This is a genomic window from Streptomyces sp. NBC_00258 (assembly GCF_036182465.1).
Taxonomy (GTDB): Bacteria; Actinomycetota; Actinomycetes; order Streptomycetales; family Streptomycetaceae; genus Streptomyces.
Genome location: NZ_CP108081.1, coordinates 2,776,257 through 2,796,182, shown reverse-complemented (window position 1 = coordinate 2,796,182; position 19,926 = coordinate 2,776,257). Strand labels below are relative to the sequence as shown.

The window sequence follows — 19,926 nt, the reverse complement described above, 5'->3', positions numbered from 1 at the left end:
GGGCGCGCTCCACCGCGGGCTCAGCCAAAGGCGAGCCCGGCAGCAACCCGCGCACACCCCCAAGCCACAGTCACCCCCGCCCCACCATGCCCATAGTTGTGCACCAACACCCCACCCCCGTCCCGAACTTCCCGCTCCAGCCGCACCGTCGGCCGGGAAGGCCGCAACCCGACCCGATGGCCCAACACCCGAGCCCGCGCCACCGCGGGCCGAAACCGCGCACACCGCTCCACGATCCGCGCGGCCACCTCCGGATCAGGCGTCAGCGACCACTCGTCCTCGTCGCTCGTCCCGCCCAGGACCAACCGGTCAGGCTGCGGAAAGAGATAGGTGGTCGTCCCGGCGACGGAGTCGGTCGAAACGAGCCAGCTACGCAATCCCGGGTTCTCCACGATCACGAGCTGCCCCCGCACCGGCCGAACCGCAGGATCCGGTACGAGCTCCCGGGCGCCCAACCCCGCACAGTTGACGACCACCGGCGCCGCCGCCTCCGCCTCGGCGAGATCCGCCACGGCACGCACCTCGACCGTCCCGCCCGCCCGCAGGAACCGCTCGCGCAGCCACCGCAACTGCACCGGCATGTCGATCAACGGCAGCCGGGCCCACAGCCCCGTACCCGCGTACTCCTCGGGCGTGGACGCCCGAAGCCCCGGCAGCCGAGCGCCGGCCCACGGCCCGTGCTCGTCCAGCCGCGCCCCACCCAGTACGCCCTCGACCATGCGTACGCCCGTCTCGTCGGACCGCGCCGCCAACTCCTCGTACACGGACAGTGACTCCAGGGCCCACGCGCGGGCGAGTTCAAGGGGCTCGACGCTGTACGGCCACCACAGCGCGCCCGCAACCGCCGAGGTGGTTCCCTCGGCGGGCTCCCGCGTCCAGACCCGCACCCGCCTGCCGCTCTCGGCCAGAACGACGGCCGTCGTCAGTCCTATGACCCCGCTGCCGACCACGATCACGTCACTGCTTCGATCCCTCGTCACGCGGGGACGGTAGCGGAATGTGTCATGCCGTGCTCAGACAGCGCTCACTCTGGGGATACTCACAACATGTCTGCCGAGTACGCGACCTTCGGCCTGGCACCGGCGATGCGTGCCGGTGGAGTCCTTGCCAACGGTGACTACCAAGCGCACCGGGATTTCGTCGACTTCATCGTCGACGGACGCCCGCTGCTGTACCAGCTCTCCGACCTCGACGCCGTGTCCCCCCTAGCCTCCGACGTACCGCCCGCGATCTTCACCGCACAGGTACGCAGTCTCCTCCTGGAAGCCGACGCCCCGCTGGAGGGCGGCCGGTACGTCATCTACGGCTGCCCCGAGTGCGAGGACCTCGGGTGCGGCGCCGTGACCGCCGCGATCGAACGGCACGGCGACGACTACGTATGGCGCGACTTCGCCTGGCAGACCGACGAGCACGCGGATCTGGAGCGGAACGGCTATCACGGCATCGGCCCGTTCCTCTTCCACGGCGAGCAGTACCGCGCCGCCCTGGGCTCGCTGCTCACCGGCACCGCGGGCGAGCGCCGCAGGGTCCTGCTCATCGGCGCCAGGGCAGCCGTCCTGGCCAAACTCGCCGCCGCCCTGCGCATCATCGGCATCGGTGCTGAGACCGCCCAGGACGCCACCGACATCTCCGCCGACGAACTGCGCACGTACGGTGCCGTCGCCTTCGGCCGCGCGGTCACCGAGCAGGAACGTGCCGCCGTACGGCAGTCCTTCGAGCACGCGGGCGCCGACGTCGCGTACGTCGAGGGCCTGGCCCCGATCGTCCCGCTCCTGGTCGCCCAGATAGAGAACGCCCTGGACCGCAGCCCCGAGGAACAGCGCCGACTGACCCGGCTGGTCGCCGCCGACGGCGAGGCGGGCGTCGAGGTCACCTCCACCTGCCGGGTCCAGCTGACCGCGTACCGACTGGACCGCCTCTACCGCACGCACATGTACGAGGTCTTCGACGGCGTCCTGGAAGCGGGCCGCCACCGGCTCGCGCTGGACGCGAAGGCCACGAAGGGGGAGTCGTTCATCGTGGCGCGGACATCGGGGGGCGTGCTGGTGGAGGCGATGGTGCGCTGAACCCCCGGGCGCGCAGGGAGCCCCCGACATCGGCGCGGCCGGGACCCCGACATCCGCGCTCCGGGAGTCCGCGGCACCGGCGCTCCGGGAGTCCGCGATGTCGGCGCTCCGGGACCGGGGCAACGGCGTACCGGCGCCGGGGCGCCGGCGTGCGCGAAAAACCGAGGGCGGTCGCGTGTGTCCGGGCGATTAGGATCGCCCTCTGATGACTGCCACCCTCGTCGCCAAGAACCTCGCCGCCGGCCACGGCGACCGCTCGCTCTTCTCCGGGCTCGACCTCGTCGTCGCGCCCGGCGACGTGATCGGTCTCGTCGGTGCCAACGGCGCGGGCAAGTCCACCCTCCTGCGGATGCTCGCCGGGCTGCTCACACCCGAGGAGGGCGAGCTGCGGCTCTCCCCGCCGGCCGCGACCGTCGGCCATCTGCCGCAGGAGCCGGAGCGCCGGCCCGGTGAGACCGTCCGGGACTTCCTGGCGCGCCGCACGGGCGTCACCGAGGCCCAGCGGTTGATGGACGAGGCCACGCAGGCGCTCGTCGACGGGGCACCGGGCTCGGACGACGCGTACTCGACCAGCCTGGAGCGTTGGCTCGACCTCGGCGGTGCCGACCTCGACGAGCGGGCCGAGGAGGTCGCCGACTCGCTCGGCCTTGCCGTCGGCCTTGACCACCCCATGACCGCCCTCTCCGGCGGCCAGGCGGCCCGCGCAGGACTCGCCTCCCTCCTCCTCTCCCGCTACGACGTGTTCCTGCTCGACGAGCCGACCAACGACCTCGACCTGGACGGCCTGGAGCGCCTCGAACGCTTCGTCTCCGGCCTGCGCGCGGGCACGGTCGTCGTCAGCCACGACCGTGAGTTCCTCACCCGCACGGTCACCAAGGTCCTCGAACTCGACCTCGTCCAGCAGCAGATCAAGCTGTACGGCGGCGGCTACGAGGCCTATCTGGAGGAGCGGGACGTCGCCCGCAGGCACGCCCGCGACGAATTCGAGGAGTACGCCGACAAGCGGACCGCGCTCGAAGGGCGGGCCCAGATGCAGCGCTCCTGGATGGACAAGGGCGTCAAGAACGCCCGGCGCAAGGCGAACAACGACAACGACAAGATCGGCCGCAAGTTCCGCAGCGAGGCCAGCGAGAAGCAGGCCGCGAAGGCCCGGCAGACCCAGCGCATGATCGAACGGCTCGACGTGGTGGACGAGCCGCGCAAGGAGTGGGAACTGCGGATGGAGATCGCGGCCGCCCCGCGGTCCGGCGCCGTGGTCGCCACCCTGCGGGACGCCGAGGTCCGACGGGGCGACTTCGACTTCGGCCCGGCCACGCTCCAGATCGACTGGGCGGACCGGGTCGCCGTCACCGGCGCGAACGGCGCGGGCAAGTCGACCCTGCTCGGGGCCCTGCTCGGCCGGGTGCCCCTGGACTCCGGCCACGTCACTCTCGGCTCCGGCGTGATCGTCGGCGAGGTCGACCAGGCCCGCAAGCTGTTCCACGGCCCGGAGGCACTGATCGACGCCTTCTCCGCGGCCGTCCCCGACACCGAGCCCGCCGAACTCCGCACCCTGCTGGCCAAGTTCGGCCTCAAGGCGGAACACGTCCTGCGCCCGGCCGCCACGCTCTCCCCGGGCGAACGCACCCGCTCAGCCCTTGCCCTCCTCCAGGGCCGAGGCGTCAACCTCCTCGTCCTCGACGAGCCGACGAACCACCTCGACCTGCCGGCCATCGAGCAACTGGAGTCGGCCCTCGACTCGTACGAGGGCACGCTGCTCCTGGTCACCCACGACCGCAGAATGCTGGACGCGGTCCACACGACCCGCCGCCTGGAGGTGGCGGCGGGCAAGGTGACGGAGCGCTAGCGGGCGCCGCGCAGGCGCGCCCCGAAAGGGGCGCGGGGAACTGCGCGACCAGCCACGATCCACCCGCAGTTCCACCACGCGCCCCCAGCGATCAGCGCTTGCCCTTTTTCGGGTCGGCAAGCCCCGCGCGCCGAAGCGCGTCAGCCATCGCGCTGTTGGCGGGCGGAGGCGCCTGGCGGGAACCCCCGCCACCACCGGCACGGGCGCCACCCTGGCGGGGCTGCCGGTCCCGCTGCTGAGGCGGCCGCCCACCCCGCTGAGGCCGGTCCTGGCGCCCCTCACCGGGGGCCGCCGCCTCGTCGTCGAGGCGCAGCGTCAGCGAGATCCGCTTGCGCGGGATGTCGACCTCAAGAACCTTCACCTTGACGATGTCACCGGACTTCACCACGTCCCGCGGGTCCTTCACGAACGTCTTGGACATCGCGGACACGTGCACCAGACCGTCCTGATGGACGCCGACGTCCACGAAGGCACCGAAGGCGGCAACGTTCGTCACGACCCCTTCGAGCACCATCCCGGGGGCCAGGTCGGAGATCTTCTCCACACCGTCCTTGAAGGTGGCCGTCTTGAAGGCGGGCCGCGGGTCGCGCCCCGGCTTCTCAAGCTCCTTCAGGATGTCGGTCACGGTCGGCAGACCGAAGGTCTCGTCCACGAAGTCGTCCGGCCTCAGAGACCGCAGCACACTCGTGTTGCCGACCAGCGAGGCGACCTCGCTGCCCGCCGTCTTCACCATCCGCCGCACCACGGGATACGCCTCGGGGTGCACGCTCGACGCGTCCAACGGGTCGTCACCGCCACGGATCCGCAGGAAGCCCGCGCACTGCTCGTACGCCTTGGGGCCGAGCCGTGCCACGTTCTTCAGCGCCGTGCGCGAGGTGAAGGGGCCGTTCGAGTCGCGGTGCGCCACGATGTTCTCGGCGAGTCCTGAGGTGATGCCGGAGACCCGGGAGAGCAGCGGGGCCGAGGCCGTGTTCACGTCCACGCCCACGCCGTTCACACAGTCCTCCACGACCGCGTCGAGGGAGCGCGAGAGCTTCACCTCGGACAGGTCGTGCTGGTACTGGCCGACGCCGATCGACTTCGGGTCGATCTTGACCAGCTCGGCGAGCGGGTCCTGCAGACGGCGGGCGATGGAGACGGCGCCGCGCAGCGACACGTCCATGCCGGGCAGCTCCGCCGAGGCGAACGCCGACGCCGAGTACACGGACGCGCCGGCCTCCGACACCATCACCTTCGTGAGCTTCAACTCCGGGTGCTTGGCGATGAGTTCACCGGCGAGCTTGTCCGTCTCGCGGGACGCCGTGCCGTTGCCGATGGAGATCAGCTCGACCGCGTGCTCCTTGGCGAGCCGGGCGAGCTTGGCGATGGCCTCGTCCCACTTGTTCGCCGGGACGTGCGGGTAGATGACGTCCGTGGCGACGACCTTGCCGGTCGCGTCGACCACGGCCACCTTCACGCCCGTACGGAAACCCGGGTCGAGGCCCAGCGTGGAGCGCGTGCCCGCCGGGGCGGCGAGCAGCAGGTCGCGGAGGTTCGCCGCGAAGACGTTGACCGCCTCGTCCTCGGCGGCCGTCCGCAGCCGCATCCGCATGTCGATGCCGAGGTGGACGAGCAGCCGGGTGCGCCAGGCCCAACGGACCGTGTCCGTCAGCCACTTGTCGGCGGGACGCCCGCGCTCGGCGATCCCGAAACGGTGGGCGACGATCCCCTCGTACGAGGACGGGCCGGGCTGTTCGGAGGGCTCCTCGGGCTCCAGGACGAGTTCCAGGACCTCTTCCTTCTCGCCGCGCAGCATGGCGAGGATGCGGTGCGAGGGCAGGTCGGTGAAGGGCTCGGCGAAGTCGAAGTAGTCGGCGAACTTGGCGCCCGCCTCCTCCTTGCCGTCCTTCACCTTGGCGGCCAGCCGGCCCCGCACCCACATGCGCTCGCGCAGCTCGCCGATCAGGTCGGCGTCCTCCGAGAACCGCTCGGTGAGGATCGCGCGGGCGCCGTCCAGGGCGGCCTGCGGGTCGGCGACGCCCTTGTCGGCGTCCACGAAGGCCGTGGCCGCGGCGAGCGGGTCGACGGACGGGTCGCCGAGCAGCCCCTCGGCCAGCGGCTCCAGGCCCGCCTCACGGGCGATCTGGGCCTTCGTGCGCCGCTTCGGCTTGAACGGCAGGTAGATGTCCTCCAGCCGCGCCTTGGTCTCGGCGCCACGGATCTGCGCCGCCAGCTCGTCGGTGAGCTTGCCCTGCTCGCGCACCGAGTCGAGGATCGCCGTGCGCCGCTCCTCCAGCTCCCGCAGATAGCGCAGCCGTTCCTCGAGCGTGCGCAGCTGCGCGTCGTCGAGCATCTCGGTCGCTTCCTTGCGGTAGCGGGCGATGAAGGGCACCGTCGATCCGCCGTCGAGCAAGTCGACGGCGGCCTTGACCTGCCGCTCCCGTACGCCGAGTTCCTCGGCGATCCTGCCTTCGATGGACCCTACGAGGGGTGTCGTCACGATCCCGTACCGCCTTCTTGACTGAGGTTGCGCGGCAATTGTGGCAGGTGGCACCGACAACGGGGGATCAGGGCGGCGAAGAGGGCCCCGGCGCGGCAACGGAACACGCGGGGAGCCGGACACGCCCGTGGCGTGTCCGGCTCCGGTGGCGGTCCGCGGTCAGGCCCTGCGGGCCCGCCCGCCGCGCCGCGTCGACTGTGAGGCGCCGCCGAACAGCCGGGCCAGAGCCCGGAACGGCAGTGTCACAACCGTGGCGATGGCCCCGCCGATCTGCCGCAACACGTCTGCGATGGCACGGAACACGTGTTTCCCCTTTCCTCTTCCGGCCGGTACGGCCGGGAAGGACCGAGTACCTCGTCACGGGGTTCCGAATCCTGGCCGGGCGAGCGCGCCCCGCAAGCCACGCGCGTGTGGCCGACGACGGGCCCCTTCGCCGTGCCCCCGCCATGCTCAGTTCTTGCCGATCATGCCCTCCGGGAAGGCCCCCGCGGCCATCGCCGCCATGAGCAGCCCCGTGGCCAGCTCGGTGAGGCGTTCGACGCCCGGGGCGCCCAGATGCTCGTACGGGGCCGCGTCGAGGCGGTCCGTCCGTGCCTCGATCTCCTTGCGCAGGGCGACCCCCGCCTCCGTCAGTTCGCCCTCGGCGTTCAGCAGTCCGCGCTCCTTGAGCCGGCTCACCGCCGCGTCCCAGTCCTCGCGGGCCCAGCCGCGCGTGGCGAGGACCCACCTCGGGGCCATTCCCTTGCCGGTCGCGGTGTGGCTCACCAGCGCCTCCAGGGGGTCGAGTTCCGCGTCGAGCAGCACCGCGAGATGCCCGTCGCCACGGTGCTCGCGCAACAGCGTGGCCGCGTGCCACAGCGCGAGGTGCGGCTCGCCGGGGACCGGCAGATCCGCGTGCGCGGCGTACAGCGGGCGGGCGGTACGGGTGCACGCCTCTGCCGCGCGCAGCGCGAGCGCCGCCGCCTCGGCGACCTCCTCGGACGCGATCATCTCGTCCCCGAGCAGCCGCCGCAGTGTCGCGTCCGCGGCACGCGCGCGTGCCGCGAGCACCACCTCGGGAGAGGCGGCCCGCCACACCTCGGGCACGTGCCGCGCGACCAGGTCATGGCGGAAGTTGTAGAACGTCGCCGTCACCGTGCCCGCGCCCACCGGTCCCATGGCCGCGGCACGCACCGCGAAGTACGCGGCGTTGCGGTCCGTGACACCGACCCCCGCCAGCTGCTCCGCGAGATCCGGCGAGAAGTAGTGGGTCGAGTGCAGGGGGTTGAGGACGTTGTGACATCGGCGTCCGGCGCGCTCCGGCAGGGCTGTGGTCATGCCGGGCACGTTACCGACTGGTTGGTACGTACGGAATGGCGGGGCGGTGATCGGGTCGGTCGTCCAGGTCCTCGGCATGGCTCGATGGCAGGAAAGGTGGGGTACTCGTCATTGCGGCCATCTCCCAGCTCGCGAAGAATCGGGTACATGGCGCACCGAACCGTTCTCGTGGTCCTCTTCGACGGCGTCCAGAGCCTCGACGTCACGGGCCCCGTGGAGGTCTTCGCCGGGGCAGACACCTACGTCGGCAAGCCCGGAGAGACGTACCGCATCCACACCGCCTCCCTGGACGGTGCTCCCGTACGCACCTCAAGTGGCCTGACCCTCGTCCCGGACCACGCCCTGGCCGAGGCGCCGGCGCCGCACACCCTGCTCGTTCCGGGAGGCAGAGGCACGCGCGGTCCCGATCCGCGCGTGATCGACTGGCTGCGCGAGCACGGCCCGCGCGCCGACCGCCTGGTCTCCGTCTGCACCGGCGCGATCCTGCTGGCGGAGGCAGGCCTCCTGGACGGCCGCCGCGTGACGACCCACTGGGCGTACTGCGACCGGCTCGCCGGCGACCACCCGGCCATCGAGGTCGACCCGGACCCCATCTACGTACGCGACGGCAACGTGGCCACCTCGGCCGGTGTCACCGCCGGGATCGACCTCGCCCTCGCGCTGGTCGAGGAGGACCTCGGCCGGGACGCCGCGCTCAGCGTCGCCCGGTACCTCGTCGTCTTCCTCCGGCGCCCGGGGAGCCAGGCCCAGTTCAGTGCCCAGCTCTCCGCGCAGACAGCCCGCCGCGAACCGCTCCGCGAGGTCCAGCACTGGATCACCGAGCACCCCGGCGACGACCTGTGCGTCGAGTCGCTCGCGGCTCGCGCCCGCCTCTCGCCCCGCCACTTCGCCCGCGCCTTCCAGGCCGAGACGGGCATGACCCCCGGCCGCTACGTCGACACCGTCCGCCTCGAACACGCCCGCCGCCTGCTGGAGGACACCACGGACGGAGTGGAGCAGATCGCCCGGTCGAGCGGCTACGGCACGCCGGAGGCAATGCGCCGGGCGTTCATCAGGACCCTGGGCTCGGCTCCGGCGGAGTACCGCCGCCGCTTCCACACGACACGGATCTCGTGATCAGGCGCCGGCCCACGACCGCCCCCGCCAGGGGCGCGGGGCGCTGACATTTGCGGCTCCGCCGCGGGGCGCGACCAGCCACACACGACCCGCACGGAACGCGCAGACCTCCGCACCCCAGGAAACGAAAGGCATGCCATGCAAATCGCCATCGTCCTCTTCGACCGCTTCACCGCCCTTGACGCGGTAGGCCCCTACGAAACCCTCGGCCGCCTCCCGGACTCGGAAACGGTCTTCGTCGCCGAACAAACGGGCCCCGTCCGCACGGACACCGGCAACCTGGCCATCACCGCCGACAAGACCCTCGCCGAGGTCCCGACCCCCGACATCGTCGTGGTTCCAGGCGGCCCCGGCCAGACCTCGCAGATGGAGAACGAGGTACTCCTCGACTGGCTGCGCGCGGTGGATGCCACGAGCACCTGGACGACATCCGTGTGCACCGGTTCACTGCTGCTCGCGGCGGCCGGGCTCCTGAAGGGCCGCCGCGCGACCTCCCACTGGCTGGCCCTCGATCACCTGAAGCACTTCGGCGCCGAGCCGACCGGTGAGCGGGTCGTGACCGACGGCAAGTACGTCACGGCGGCCGGCGTCTCGTCCGGCATCGACATGGGGCTCACGCTGCTCGGCAGGATCGCGGGCGACGAACACGCCCAGGCGGTACAGCTGTTGACGGAGTACGACCCGCAGCCGCCCTACGACGCGGGCTCACCGCAGAAGGCCCCGGCCCACCTCGTCGAGCGGTTCCGTTCGGGCAGCCGCTTCAACGTGGCGTAGCCGGCGGCCCGGACGCGGGCGTGGTCCAGGTGAAGTCGGGCCGCCGGCGCTCCAGGAAGGCGGCGACCCCTTCCGCGGTGTCGCCGCCGTCGCGCGCCTGCCGCGCCCAGTAGGCGTCCCGGTCCGTCCGCCCGTCGGCGAACTCCTTCGCCGCGGCCTGCGTCAACTGCGAACGTGAGACGAGGATCCGGCTGAACTCCGCGACCCGCTTGTCGAGTTCGCCGCCCGGCAGCACCTCGTCCACCAGGCCGGAACGCAGCGCACGCTCCGCGTCGATCAACTCACCCGAGAACAACAGGTACTTGGCGGTGGCGGGCCCCACGAGGGACACCAACCGCCGGGTGGAGGAGGACGCGTAGACGATCCCCAGCTTCGCCGGAGTGATCCCGAAGGACGCCTCCTCGTCCGCGAACCGCAGATCGCACGCCGCCGCGAGCTGACACCCACCGCCCACGCAGAAGCCGCGTACGGCAGCGAGCGTCGGCTTGGCGAACGCTGCGAGCGCCTCTTCGGCCCGTACGGCCAGCCCCTGCGCCTCTCCCGACGAACCCCGCAGCGAGGAGATGTCGGCGCCGGCGCAGAACGTCCCGCCCTCGCCGGTGAGCACGAGGACGCGTACGGCGGGGTCGGCGGCCAGTGTGTCGAGCAGCGGCGGCAGCGCCCGCCACATGTCCGCCGTCATGGCGTTGCGCTTCGCCGGATGGTGGATGACGACGGTGGCGACCCCGTCGGTGACGCTGTGCAGCAGCTGCGGCTCCATGGGCCGGATGCTATCCGCCCTCGTCGAACGCACGATCAAGCAGGCCCGGGACTGGTAGGGACCGGATGAGGCGGGCGGTGCGTCGTGATCCCGTCACGGAGCAAACCCGTACAACCCGAAGAGTTCCGGATTCGGCACAAGACAGACAGGATCGGTCCCACAGCTGACGGTGTCATGCGTAGGCGATCAGAAATCGCCGATACTCGCTGACTTCTGTTCAGTTATCCGGTACGGACCAGCGCGTTACCAACACTCGACGTGTGGTGACAATCGAGCGCAAGGGCGGCGACCGGACGATGGACGACCAGGGGCGGGGGTCCGGCCCACGCCCTGAAGGCGGCGGGGAGATGCCCCCCGATGTCAGACCGCCGGGCCCGCTGCCGTACGAGGGGGTGTGGCGGTTCACCGCTCCCGCCGTCGACGCCTCGGTACCGCAGGCGCGGCACGCCGTCCGTGACCTGCTGGCCCGCCAGGGCGTACCCGTCTCGGACGAACTGGTCCAGGGGCTCCTGCTGATCGTCTCGGAGCTGGTCACCAACGCGGTCCGGCACGCGGCACTGCTCTCCCCGATGCTCGCCGTGGAGATCGCCGTCGGCGCCGAGTGGGTGCGGGTCTCCGTCGAGGACAACCACCCCTACCGCCCGACCGCCCTGGAGGCCGACCACGGCCAGACAGGCGGCCGTGGCCTCCTCCTGGTCCGCGAGGTCACGAGGGAGGCAGGCGGAGTCTGCGACGTGGAACACACGGCAACAGGCGGCAAGGTGATCTGGTCGGCGCTCCCACTCGCACCCGCGCGAGCGATCTGAGAGGGCACGGGGACGGTGGGCCGCGCCCCTTCAGGGGCGCGGGAACTGCGCGACCAGCCACAACGGCCCTGCAGCTCACAATCCCGCGGTCACCAACCCGCAGCGGCCCCGGTCAACTCCCGAATCGCCGGCCGAGCCGAATCAAGCACGGTCATGAACCACGCGGAGAACGGATCCTCCGCATGCCGCTCCACAAGCTCCCCCGCGGTCACGAACGCCGTGGAGCCCACCTCCTCCGGATCCGGCCGCACAACGGACTGCACCATCCCCACGAACAGGTGATTGAACTCCTGCTCCACCAGCCCGGACTCCGGATCGGGGTGGTTGTACCGCACGGTCCCCGCCTCGGCGAGCAGCGACGGCGAGACCCCCAGCTCCTCGTACGTCCGCCGCGCGGCCGCCGCGAAGGGCGCCTCGCCGGGGTACGGATGACCGCAGCACGTGTTGGACCAGACGCCGGGGGAGTGGTACTTGCCGAGAGCCCGCTGCTGGAGCAGCAGCCGCCCCCGCTCGTCGAAGAGGAAGACGGAGAACGCCCGGTGCAGCTGCCCGGGCGGCTGATGGGCCGTGAGCTTCTCCGCCGTGCCGATCGTGGTGCCGTCCTCGTCGACCAGTTCGAGCAAGATGGCTTCGGCGGTGCCGTTCGACGAACTGTGCGTCGCGGTGGCAGGTGTGATCGGCATACCCATCCTTCGCATCGGTCTTCAAGCCCCAAGTCTGCCGTACGAAACCGGCACTCCCGGCACCACGCGGAGCCCCGCATGTCCGGTTCCGCCCCTCGGCCGAACCGGGCATCGCGGCCGGCGCCGGTCGGACGCCGAAAGCGGCCGGATACCTGATCGTGCCCGGCGCCACCGGGGCGGAACCGTCCGCCCAGGTGCCGCCCCCGCTGCCTCCGGCACCTGGAATCCGGGCCGGATGCCGTAACCCGAAGTCGGTACGCCGTGCTCCCCGACCGCCCTCACACGCGCGTGTCGCCTCCTTCACCGGACGTACGCCCGCCCGTCCCCGCAGCTCAGTGGCAGACACGCATCTCGTGCGCCGCGTGCCCGTCGGGCTCCAGCTGGAAGGTGCAGTGCTCCACGTCGAAGTGGTCGCCGAGGCACGTCCGCAGCTCGTGCAGCATCTTCTCGTGGCCGATGGTGTCGAGGGCCTCGGATCCGACGACCACGTGCGCGGAGAGCACCGGCAGCCCCGAGGTGATCGTCCAGGCATGCAGATCGTGGACGCCCTCGACACCCGGCAGCGCACGGATGTGCGACCGAACCGCCGCCATGTCGACGTCCTCGGGCGCCGCCTCCAGGAGCACGTTCAGCGTCTCCCGCAGCAGCTTCCACGTACGAGGAACGATCATCAGGCCGATGACGATCGAGGCGACCGGGTCGGCGGCCTGCCAGCCCGTGGTCAGGACGAGGACCGCTGAGACCAGCACGGCCAGCGAGCCCAGTGCGTCCGCGGCGACCTCCAGGAACGCACCGCGCACGTTCAGGCTCTCTTTCTGCCCGCGCATGAGCAGTGACAGCGAGATCATGTTCGCGACCAGACCGATCAGGCCGAACACCGCGGTCAGTCCGCCCTCGGTCTCCGCCGGGGTCACGAAGCGCTGGATCGCCTCGTACAGGACGTACCCGCCCACCCCGAGCAGCAGCAGACAGTTCGCGAGTGCGGCGAGGATCTCGGCGCGCGCGTAGCCGAAGGTGCGGTTTCCGCTCGGCGGGCGGCCCGCGAAGTGGATCGCGAGCAGCGCCATGGCGAGACCGAGCGCGTCCGTCGCCATGTGCGCCGCGTCAGCGACGAGCGCGAGTGAGTTCGCGACGATCCCGCCGACGATCTCGACCACCATGACGGTGAGCGTGATCCACAGCGCGACGCGCAGCCTCCCGCGGTACGCCGCTGCCGCCGTGCCCCCGCCGGCGGCGCCGTGCGCATGCCCGTGACTGTGACCGGCCCCCATCAGAACCACCCTCCGAAATCGCCCCGACGCCCTGTCGGCGATCTCCAGTGAACTACGGGTGGGGGGTATGCGCAACGCGGTACTGAACACCGTTGTCATATGCTCTGACCTGCGGAAACGACCCGCAGGTCAGAGCAGGGACCGGATCGTCCGGCGGGCCGTCCGGTGGGTCATCCGGCTGGTCATCCGGGGTGGTGCAGCCGCCAGCCCTCCCAGGCCGACTCGACCATCTCGCGCACCCCGCGGCGCGCGGTCCACTCCAGCTGCTCGGCGGCCAGCGCGGCCGAGGCGACCGCGCGCGGGGCGTCGCCCGGCCGGCGCGGCTCGACGAGTGCCGGACGGCTGTCACCGCTGACCTCGCCGATGAGCGTCACGAGCTCGCGCACCGAAACCCCCTCGCCGCGGCCGATGTTGACCGTCAGATCGCCCGGATCGCCCTCGGTGCCCGCCGACGTCAGCCGCCGGGCCGCCGCGAGATGTGCCTCGGCGAGATCGGCGACGTGGATGTAGTCGCGTACGCAGGTGCCGTCCGGCGTCGGGTAGTCGTCGCCGAAGATCCGCGGGGCCTCGTCACGGGTGAGCCGGTCGAAGACCATCGGGACGACGTTGAAGACGCCGGTGTCCGCCAGCTCGGGCGTGGCCGCGCCCGCCACGTTGAAGTAGCGCAGGCACACCGTCGCGATGCCGTGCGCGCGGCCCGCCGCCCGCACCAGCCACTCACCGGCGAGTTTCGTCTCGCCGTAGGGGTTCACCGGGACGCAGGGAGTGTCCTCCGTGATGAGATCCACATCCGGGTTGCCGTAGACGGCGGCGGAGGAGGAGAAGAGGAAGCGCTCGATGCCCGCCCCGGCGACCGCCTCCAGGAGCGTGGCGAGTCCTCCGACGTTCTCCTGGTAGTAGCGCGTGGGCTGGGCCACGGACTCGCCGACCTGCTTGCGCGCGGCCAGGTGCACCACACCCGTCACCGCGTGCTCGGCGAGCACCCGCTTCAGCAGTTCCCCGTCCAGCGACGAGCCCTGGACCAGAGGAATGTCGGCGGGCAGCCGCGCGGGCACGCCGGCCGAGAGGTCGTCCAGCGCGATCACGCGCTCCCCGGCCCCGGTCATGGCACGCACCACGTGTGCCCCGATGTATCCAGCTCCGCCTGTGATCAGCCATGTCATGGACGCCAACCCTATGCCGGTCCCCGCGCGGTCGGACTCGGTGCGCGGGCATGGGAGGGGCACGCGACCACGAGGACCGGCACGTGAGCTATGCCGTGAATTGCGGTGGAATCGGCCGCGGTTTGTGGGCCGGGGCCCGGATCCACGATGATGATCGCGGCGGACGCGGCACAGCAGACCCTGTTGATCGGGCCGTGAACGGGCGGTGAACGGGCCGTTCCCATCATCCGATAGCCTCTGCCGACACGCTGCCCGGCCGTTCCTGGCCTGGGGCGCCCCCCACCACGCACATGCCCGGCGTCGGCGTACGCCGGAACCCAGAGGAGTGAGTTCGTCTGTCGACCGCCATCCTCACCGGTCAGCCGGTTCCCGGGTCGTCGCTCGAGAGCGATCTCCGGTCGCTCGGCTTCGACGTGCGGGTCGCCACTGACGCGGCCGACACCGAGACGCTCCTCGCCGCCGTCCCCGCGAACCAGCGGGTCGCCGTCGTCGACGCCCGCTTCGTGGGGCACGTCCACGCGCTGCGGCTCGGCCTGACCGACCCGCGCTTCGACGCCGCCGCGATCCCCGGTGCCGTCACCGCCCGGCCCGTGGCCCGCCCCGCGCTGACCCGCGCGCTGCGCACCGCCTCCGACGACGCCTCGAACGGCTCGGTGGTGGTCGGCATCCTCGCCGAGCGGATCGCGGAGGTCCTCGACACCGACCTGCACCGCCCCGAACTCGGCGAACTCGTCGCCGAGGTGCCGAGGGACCCGCAGGCCCGCAACGAGGCCCGGCAGGCCCTCTCCGTCGTGGACGACGAGGCGATCAGGCTGCGTACGGCCGTGAAGTCCCGCGACGGCTTCTTCACGACGTACTGCATCAGCCCGTACTCCCGCTACCTCGCCCGCTGGTGCGCCCGCCGCGGCTTCACGCCGAACCAGGTCACCACGGCCTCGCTGATCACCGCGCTGATCGCGGCGGGCTGTGCGGCGACCGGTACCCGCGCCGGCTACGTCGCCGCCGGACTGCTCCTCCTCTTCTCCTTCGTCCTCGACTGCACGGACGGCCAGCTCGCCCGCTACTCCCTGCAGTACTCCACGCTCGGCGCTTGGCTCGACGCGACCTTCGACCGCGCCAAGGAGTACGCCTACTACGCGGGCCTCGCCCTCGGTGCGGCCCGTGGCGGCGACGACGTATGGGCGCTCGCCCTCGGCGCGATGGTCCTGCAGACCTGCCGGCACGTCGTCGACTTCTCCTTCAACGAGGCGAACCACGACGCCACCGCCAACACCAGCCCCACCGCGGCCCTTTCCGGCAGGCTCGACAGTGTGGGCTGGACGGTCTGGCTGCGCCGCATGATCGTGCTGCCCATCGGCGAACGCTGGGCGATGATCGCCGTCCTCACGGCGGTCACGACACCCCGCATCACCTTCTACGTGCTGCTGATCGGCTGCGCCTTCGCGGCGACGTACACGACCGCGGGCCGGGTGCTCAGGTCGCTGACCCGCAAGGCACAGCGCACGGACCGGGCCGCGCAGGCCCTGGCCGACCTCACCGACTCGGGCCCGCTCGCCGAGTTCCTGACACGTCTGACGCGTGGCGTACGCCTCAGCGGTCCGGCCGTCGTCGCCCTGGTCGCCGGTGCACTCGTCGTGGGCGCCTCCTGGCTTTCCCCGTACGGCAGTTGGTGGCCCGTCCTGGGCGCCGGCGTGTACGTCCTGCTGTCGCCGGTGGCTCTCCGGCGACCGCTGAAGGGCGCCCTGGACTGGCTGGTTCCGCCGTTCTACCGGGCGGCCGAATACGGGACCGTTCTGGTACTGGCGGCCAAAGCCGATGTGAACGGAGCCCTTCCCGCGGCTTTCGGGCTGGTGGCGGCCGTCGCCTACCATCACTACGACACGGTGTACCGCATCCGCGGCAACGCCGGCGCGCCGCCGCACTGGCTGGTGCGGGCGATCGGCGGGCACGAAGGCAGGACGCTGCTGGTCACCGTCCTGGCCGCGCTGCTCGCCGCCACAGATTTCAAGGTCGCGCTCACGGCTCTCGCCGTGGCCGTGGCGCTCGTGGTGCTCGTCGAGAGCATCCGCTTCTGGGTGACCGCCCACAAACTCGGCGCACCCGCCGTACACGATGAAGGAGAACCCGCATGATCGGCCTCGTGCTGGCTGCCGGCGCCGGACGGCGTCTGCGCCCCTACACCGACACCCTGCCCAAGGCACTGGTGCCGGTGGGACCCGAGGGCAACGAGGACAGCATCACCGTGCTCGACCTCACGCTCGGCAACTTCGCCGAGATCGGCCTGACCGAGGTCGCGATCATCGTCGGTTACCGCAAGGAAGCCGTCTACGAGCGCCGCGAGGCGCTGGAGCAGAAGTACGGCGTCAAGATCACCCTGATCGACAACGACAAGGCCGAGGAGTGGAACAACGCCTACTCCCTGTGGTGCGGCCGTGACGCCATCAAGCACTCGGTGATCCTCGCCAACGGCGACACCGTGCACCCGGTCTCCGTCGAGAAGACCCTGCTCGCCGCCCGCGGCGAGGGCAAGAAGATCATCCTCGCCCTCGACACGGTGAAGTCCCTCGCCGACGAGGAGATGAAGGTCGTCGTCGGCCCCGAGGGCGGCATGACCAAGATCACCAAGCTGATGGACCCGGCCGAGGCGACCGGTGAGTACATCGGCGTCACCCTCATCGAGGGCGACGCGGCCGACGAGCTGGCCGACGCGCTGAAGACGGTCTTCGAGGCCGACCCCCAGCAGTTCTACGAGCACGGCTACCAGGAGCTCGTGAACCGCGGCTTCCGCATCGACGTGGCCCCCATCGGCGACGTCAAGTGGGTCGAGATCGACAACCACGACGACCTCGCCAAGGGACGCGTGATCGCGTGCCAGTACTGACGAGGCTCATCCCCTCGCCGGTCGTCGTCGACATTCGGCCGGGGGCGCTCGACGATCTGGCCAGTGTCCTTGCCGACCAGCGCATCTCGCACTCCGGCAAGCTGGCCGTCGCGATCAGCGGCGGCTCGGGCGCCAAGCTGCGTGACCGGCTGGCCCCGGCGATGCCGGGCGCCGACTGGTTCGAGGTCGGCGGCGGCACCCTGGACGACGCGATCAAGCTCGCCGACGTCATGAAGAAGGGGCACTACGACGCGGTCGTCGGCCTCGGCGGCGGCAAGATCATCGACTGCGCGAAGTTCGCCGCGGCACGCATCGGCCTTCCGCTGGTCGCCGTCGCCACGAACCTCTCGCACGACGGTCTGTGCTCGCCGGTCGCGACCCTCGACAACGACGCGGGCCGCGGTTCCTACGGCGTGCCGAACCCGATCGCGGTCATCATCGACCTCGACGTGATCCGTGAGGCCCCCGTCCGCTTCGTGCGCTCCGGCATCGGCGACGCCCTGTCCAACATCTCCGCGGTCGCGGACTGGGAGCTGGCCAACCGCGAGAAGGGCGAGGCGATCGACGGCCTGGCCGCCGCGATGGCCCGCCAGGCCGGCGAGGCCGTACTGCGGCACCCGGGCGGCGTCGGCGACGACGCCTTCCTGCAGGTACTCGCCGAGGGCCTGGTCCTCACCGGCATCTCCATGTCGGTCGCGGGCGACTCCCGCCCCGCGTCCGGCGCCTGCCACGAGATCAACCACGCCTTCGACCTGCTCTTCCCCAAGCGGGCTGCCAGCCATGGCGAGCAGTGCGGCATGGGCGCGGCCTTCGCGATGCACCTGCGCGGAGCCCGTGAGGAGTCCGCGTACATGGCCGAGGTCCTCCACCGCCACGGCCTCCCCGTTCTCCCGGAGGAGATCGGCTTCACCGTGGAGGAGTTCGTCCAGGTCGTGGAGTTCGCTCCGTCGACCCGGCCGGGCCGCTACACGATCCTCGAACACCTCGACCTGTCCGCCGACCAGATCAGGGACGCATACGCCGACTATGCAAAAGCCATCGGTAGCTGAGCTCCGCCCGGTCGTTCACCCCCCGGGTGTGAAGGACCGGCGGAGCGGCGAGCACTGGGGAGGCCGGCTCTACATGCGCGAGATCTCGCTGCGCATCGACCGGCACCTGGTGAACACCCGGGTCACGCCCAACCAGCTGACCTACGTGATGACCGTCTTCGGCGTGCTCGCCGCCCCGGCCCTGCTGGTGCCGGGCATCCCGGGCGCCCTGCTCGGCGTACTGATGGTCCAGCTGTACCTGCTGTTCGACTGCGTCGACGGCGAGATCGCCCGCTGGCGCAAGCAGTACTCGATGACCGGGGTGTACGTCGACCGCGTCGCCGCCTACCTGTGCGACGCCGCGGTCCTGGTCGGCTTCGGCCTGCGCGCCGCGGACCTGTGGGGCCCCGGGCGGATCGACTGGCTGTGGGCCTTCCTCGGCACGCTGGCCGCCCTCGGCGCCATCCTGATCAAGTCCGAGACCGACCTCGTCGGTGTCGCGCGGCACCAGACCGGCAAGGAGCCGGTCCAGGAGTCGGCGTCCGAGCCGCGCTCCTCCGGCATGGCGCTGGCCCGCCGGGCCGCCGGCGCGCTCAAGTTCCACCGGCTGGTCCTGGGCATCGAGGCCTCCCTGCTGATCCTGGTCCTCGCGGTCCTGGACACGGTCCGGGACGACCTGTTCTTCTCACGGCTCGGCGTCGCGGTCCTGGCCGGCATCGCGCTGCTGCAGACCCTGCTGCACCTGGTGTCCATCCTGGCTTCGAGCAGGCTGAAGTGAGCACGTCCATGAAGGTCGGCGCGGTGATCATCACCATGGGCAACCGCCCCGACGAGCTCCGTGCCCTCCTCGACTCGGTCGCCAAGCAGGACGGCGACCCGGTCGAGGTGGTCGTGGTCGGCAACGGCTCGCCCGTCCCGGACGTCCCCGCGGGCGTACGGACGGTCGAGCTGGCCGAGAACCTCGGCATCCCCGGCGGCCGCAACGTCGGCATCGAGGCGTTCGGCCCCGGCGGCACCGACGTGGACGTCCTTCTCTTCCTGGACGACGACGGCCTCCTCGCCAACCACGACACCGCGGAGCTCTGCCGGCAGGCCTTCGGGGCCGACCCGGAGCTCGGCATCATCAGCTTCCGGATCGCCGACCCCGAGACCGGGGTCACCCAGCGCCGCCACGTGCCCCGGCTGCGCGCCTCCGACCCGATGCGCAACTCGCGCGTCACCACCTTCCTCGGCGGCGCCAACGCCGTCCGCACGAAGGTGCTCGGCCAGGTCGGCGGACTGCCCGACGAGTTCTTCTACGCCCACGAGGAGACCGACCTCGCCTGGCGTGCCCTCGACGCGGGCTGGATGATCGACTACCGCTCGGACATGGTGCTGTACCACCCCACGACCGCCCCTTCGCGGCACGCGATCTACCACCGGATGGTCGCCCGCAACCGTGTCTGGCTGGCCCGTCGCAATCTGCCCGCGCCGCTGGTTCCCGTGTATCTCGGCGTGTGGATGCTGCTGACCCTCGCCCGCCGCCCCTCCCGCCCCGCGCTGAGAGCCTGGTTCGGTGGTTTCAAGGAGGGCTGGACCAGTCCGTGTGGCCCCCGGCGCCCCATGAAGTGGCGTACGGTATGGCGCCTGACCAGACTGGGCCGGCCGCCCGTCATCTGACAAGCTCGAAATCTGAGAGCATTCGGGCCGTACCCCGGTCCCTGGCTCTGGCCTACGCCCGACCAGGCTGCGCATCT

18 protein-coding genes are annotated in these 19,926 nt (G+C 71.3%); 10 read left to right on the top strand and 8 right to left on the bottom strand.

Annotated elements, in window-relative coordinates:
* Window positions 1-20: 20 nt before the first annotated feature.
* Window positions 21-980 (bottom strand): FAD-dependent oxidoreductase, encoded by a 960-nt coding sequence (locus tag OG718_RS12685; RefSeq protein ID WP_328844170.1) that lies wholly within the window; start codon window positions 978-980, stop codon window positions 21-23.
* A 66-nt stretch (window positions 981-1,046) separates the two neighbouring features.
* On the opposite strand from OG718_RS12685, the gene OG718_RS12680 reads away from it, so the two are divergent.
* Both OG718_RS12680 and OG718_RS12675 read left to right on the top strand, forming a co-directional pair.
* The gene (locus OG718_RS12680) at window positions 1,047-2,066 is read left to right on the top strand and encodes an oxidoreductase (RefSeq protein ID WP_328844169.1); all 1,020 of its coding nucleotides are present in this window, start codon (window positions 1,047-1,049) and stop codon (window positions 2,064-2,066) included.
* A 205-nt stretch (window positions 2,067-2,271) separates the two neighbouring features.
* Window positions 2,272-3,912 (top strand): ABC-F family ATP-binding cassette domain-containing protein, encoded by a 1,641-nt coding sequence (locus OG718_RS12675; protein WP_143634297.1) that lies wholly within the window; start codon window positions 2,272-2,274, stop codon window positions 3,910-3,912.
* 91 nt (window positions 3,913-4,003) lie between these two features.
* On the opposite strand, the gene OG718_RS12670 is transcribed toward OG718_RS12675, so the two are convergent.
* The 3 genes from OG718_RS12670 to OG718_RS12660 all read right to left on the bottom strand — a co-directional run bounded on the left by OG718_RS12670 (window position 4,004) and on the right by OG718_RS12660 (window position 7,708).
* Window positions 4,004-6,391, bottom strand: a complete 2,388-nt coding sequence (locus OG718_RS12670; RefSeq protein WP_143634298.1) for a Tex family protein — start codon at window positions 6,389-6,391, stop codon at window positions 4,004-4,006.
* A gap of 159 nt (window positions 6,392-6,550) precedes the next feature.
* A complete protein-coding gene (locus tag OG718_RS12665; RefSeq protein WP_186001070.1) occupies window positions 6,551-6,694 on the bottom strand; it encodes an LPFR motif small protein in 144 nt (47 codons plus the stop codon).
* 147 nt (window positions 6,695-6,841) lie between these two features.
* On the bottom strand, window positions 6,842-7,708 hold the full coding sequence (locus tag OG718_RS12660; RefSeq protein WP_328844168.1) for an SCO6745 family protein: 867 nt from the start codon (window positions 7,706-7,708) through the stop codon (window positions 6,842-6,844).
* 147 nt (window positions 7,709-7,855) lie between these two features.
* Here OG718_RS12660 and OG718_RS12655 point away from each other — a divergent pair, with 147 nt between their 5' ends.
* Window positions 7,856-8,824 (top strand): GlxA family transcriptional regulator, encoded by a 969-nt coding sequence (locus OG718_RS12655; protein ID WP_328844167.1) that lies wholly within the window; start codon window positions 7,856-7,858, stop codon window positions 8,822-8,824.
* A gap of 138 nt (window positions 8,825-8,962) precedes the next feature.
* Window positions 8,963-9,598: a DJ-1/PfpI family protein gene (locus tag OG718_RS12650; protein WP_143634303.1), complete on the top strand. Its 636-nt coding sequence runs from the start codon at window positions 8,963-8,965 to the stop codon at window positions 9,596-9,598.
* Here OG718_RS12650 and OG718_RS12645 read toward each other — a convergent pair.
* The gene (locus OG718_RS12645; protein ID WP_143634304.1) at window positions 9,585-10,358 is read right to left on the bottom strand and encodes an enoyl-CoA hydratase/isomerase family protein; all 774 of its coding nucleotides are present in this window, start codon (window positions 10,356-10,358) and stop codon (window positions 9,585-9,587) included. The genes OG718_RS12650 and OG718_RS12645 overlap by 14 nt on opposite strands.
* A gap of 296 nt (window positions 10,359-10,654) precedes the next feature.
* Here OG718_RS12645 and OG718_RS12640 point away from each other — a divergent pair, with 296 nt between their 5' ends.
* Window positions 10,655-11,164 carry an ATP-binding protein gene (locus OG718_RS12640; protein WP_143635060.1) on the top strand — a complete coding sequence of 170 codons (510 nt, stop codon included), beginning with the start codon at window positions 10,655-10,657 and terminating at the stop codon, window positions 11,162-11,164.
* 89 nt (window positions 11,165-11,253) lie between these two features.
* Here OG718_RS12640 and idi read toward each other — a convergent pair whose 3' ends face one another.
* The 3 genes from idi to galE form a co-directional block, all read right to left on the bottom strand.
* Window positions 11,254-11,847, bottom strand: coding sequence for an isopentenyl-diphosphate Delta-isomerase (idi, locus tag OG718_RS12635; RefSeq protein ID WP_143634306.1), 594 nt, complete (start codon window positions 11,845-11,847; stop codon window positions 11,254-11,256).
* 332 nt (window positions 11,848-12,179) lie between these two features.
* A complete protein-coding gene (locus tag OG718_RS12630) occupies window positions 12,180-13,118 on the bottom strand; it encodes a cation diffusion facilitator family transporter (protein ID WP_143634307.1) in 939 nt (312 codons plus the stop codon).
* A 182-nt stretch (window positions 13,119-13,300) separates the two neighbouring features.
* Window positions 13,301-14,281: a UDP-glucose 4-epimerase GalE gene (galE, locus tag OG718_RS12625; protein ID WP_143634308.1), complete on the bottom strand. Its 981-nt coding sequence runs from the start codon at window positions 14,279-14,281 to the stop codon at window positions 13,301-13,303.
* 335 nt (window positions 14,282-14,616) lie between these two features.
* On the opposite strand from galE, the gene OG718_RS12620 reads away from it, so the two are divergent.
* From OG718_RS12620 to OG718_RS12600, 5 genes are read left to right on the top strand one after another with little or no spacing between them, the layout of a single operon-like run.
* The gene (locus OG718_RS12620) at window positions 14,617-16,413 is read left to right on the top strand and encodes a DUF5941 domain-containing protein (RefSeq protein ID WP_328847747.1); all 1,797 of its coding nucleotides are present in this window, start codon (window positions 14,617-14,619) and stop codon (window positions 16,411-16,413) included.
* Window positions 16,410-17,162: a phosphocholine cytidylyltransferase family protein gene (locus OG718_RS12615; protein WP_328844166.1), complete on the top strand. Its 753-nt coding sequence runs from the start codon at window positions 16,410-16,412 to the stop codon at window positions 17,160-17,162. Before OG718_RS12620 ends, OG718_RS12615 begins: the two co-directional genes overlap by 4 nt.
* Window positions 17,150-18,211, top strand: coding sequence for an iron-containing alcohol dehydrogenase family protein (locus OG718_RS12610; protein ID WP_143634313.1), 1,062 nt, complete (start codon window positions 17,150-17,152; stop codon window positions 18,209-18,211). The genes OG718_RS12615 and OG718_RS12610 overlap by 13 nt, the downstream gene beginning before the upstream one ends.
* Window positions 18,189-18,968, top strand: coding sequence for a CDP-alcohol phosphatidyltransferase family protein (locus OG718_RS12605; RefSeq protein ID WP_186001071.1), 780 nt, complete (start codon window positions 18,189-18,191; stop codon window positions 18,966-18,968). Before OG718_RS12610 ends, OG718_RS12605 begins: the two co-directional genes overlap by 23 nt.
* Entirely contained in the window at window positions 18,965-19,849 is an 885-nt protein-coding gene (locus tag OG718_RS12600; protein WP_143634317.1) for a glycosyltransferase family 2 protein, read from the top strand. The genes OG718_RS12605 and OG718_RS12600 overlap by 4 nt, the downstream gene beginning before the upstream one ends.
* Window positions 19,850-19,926 lie beyond the last annotated feature (77 nt).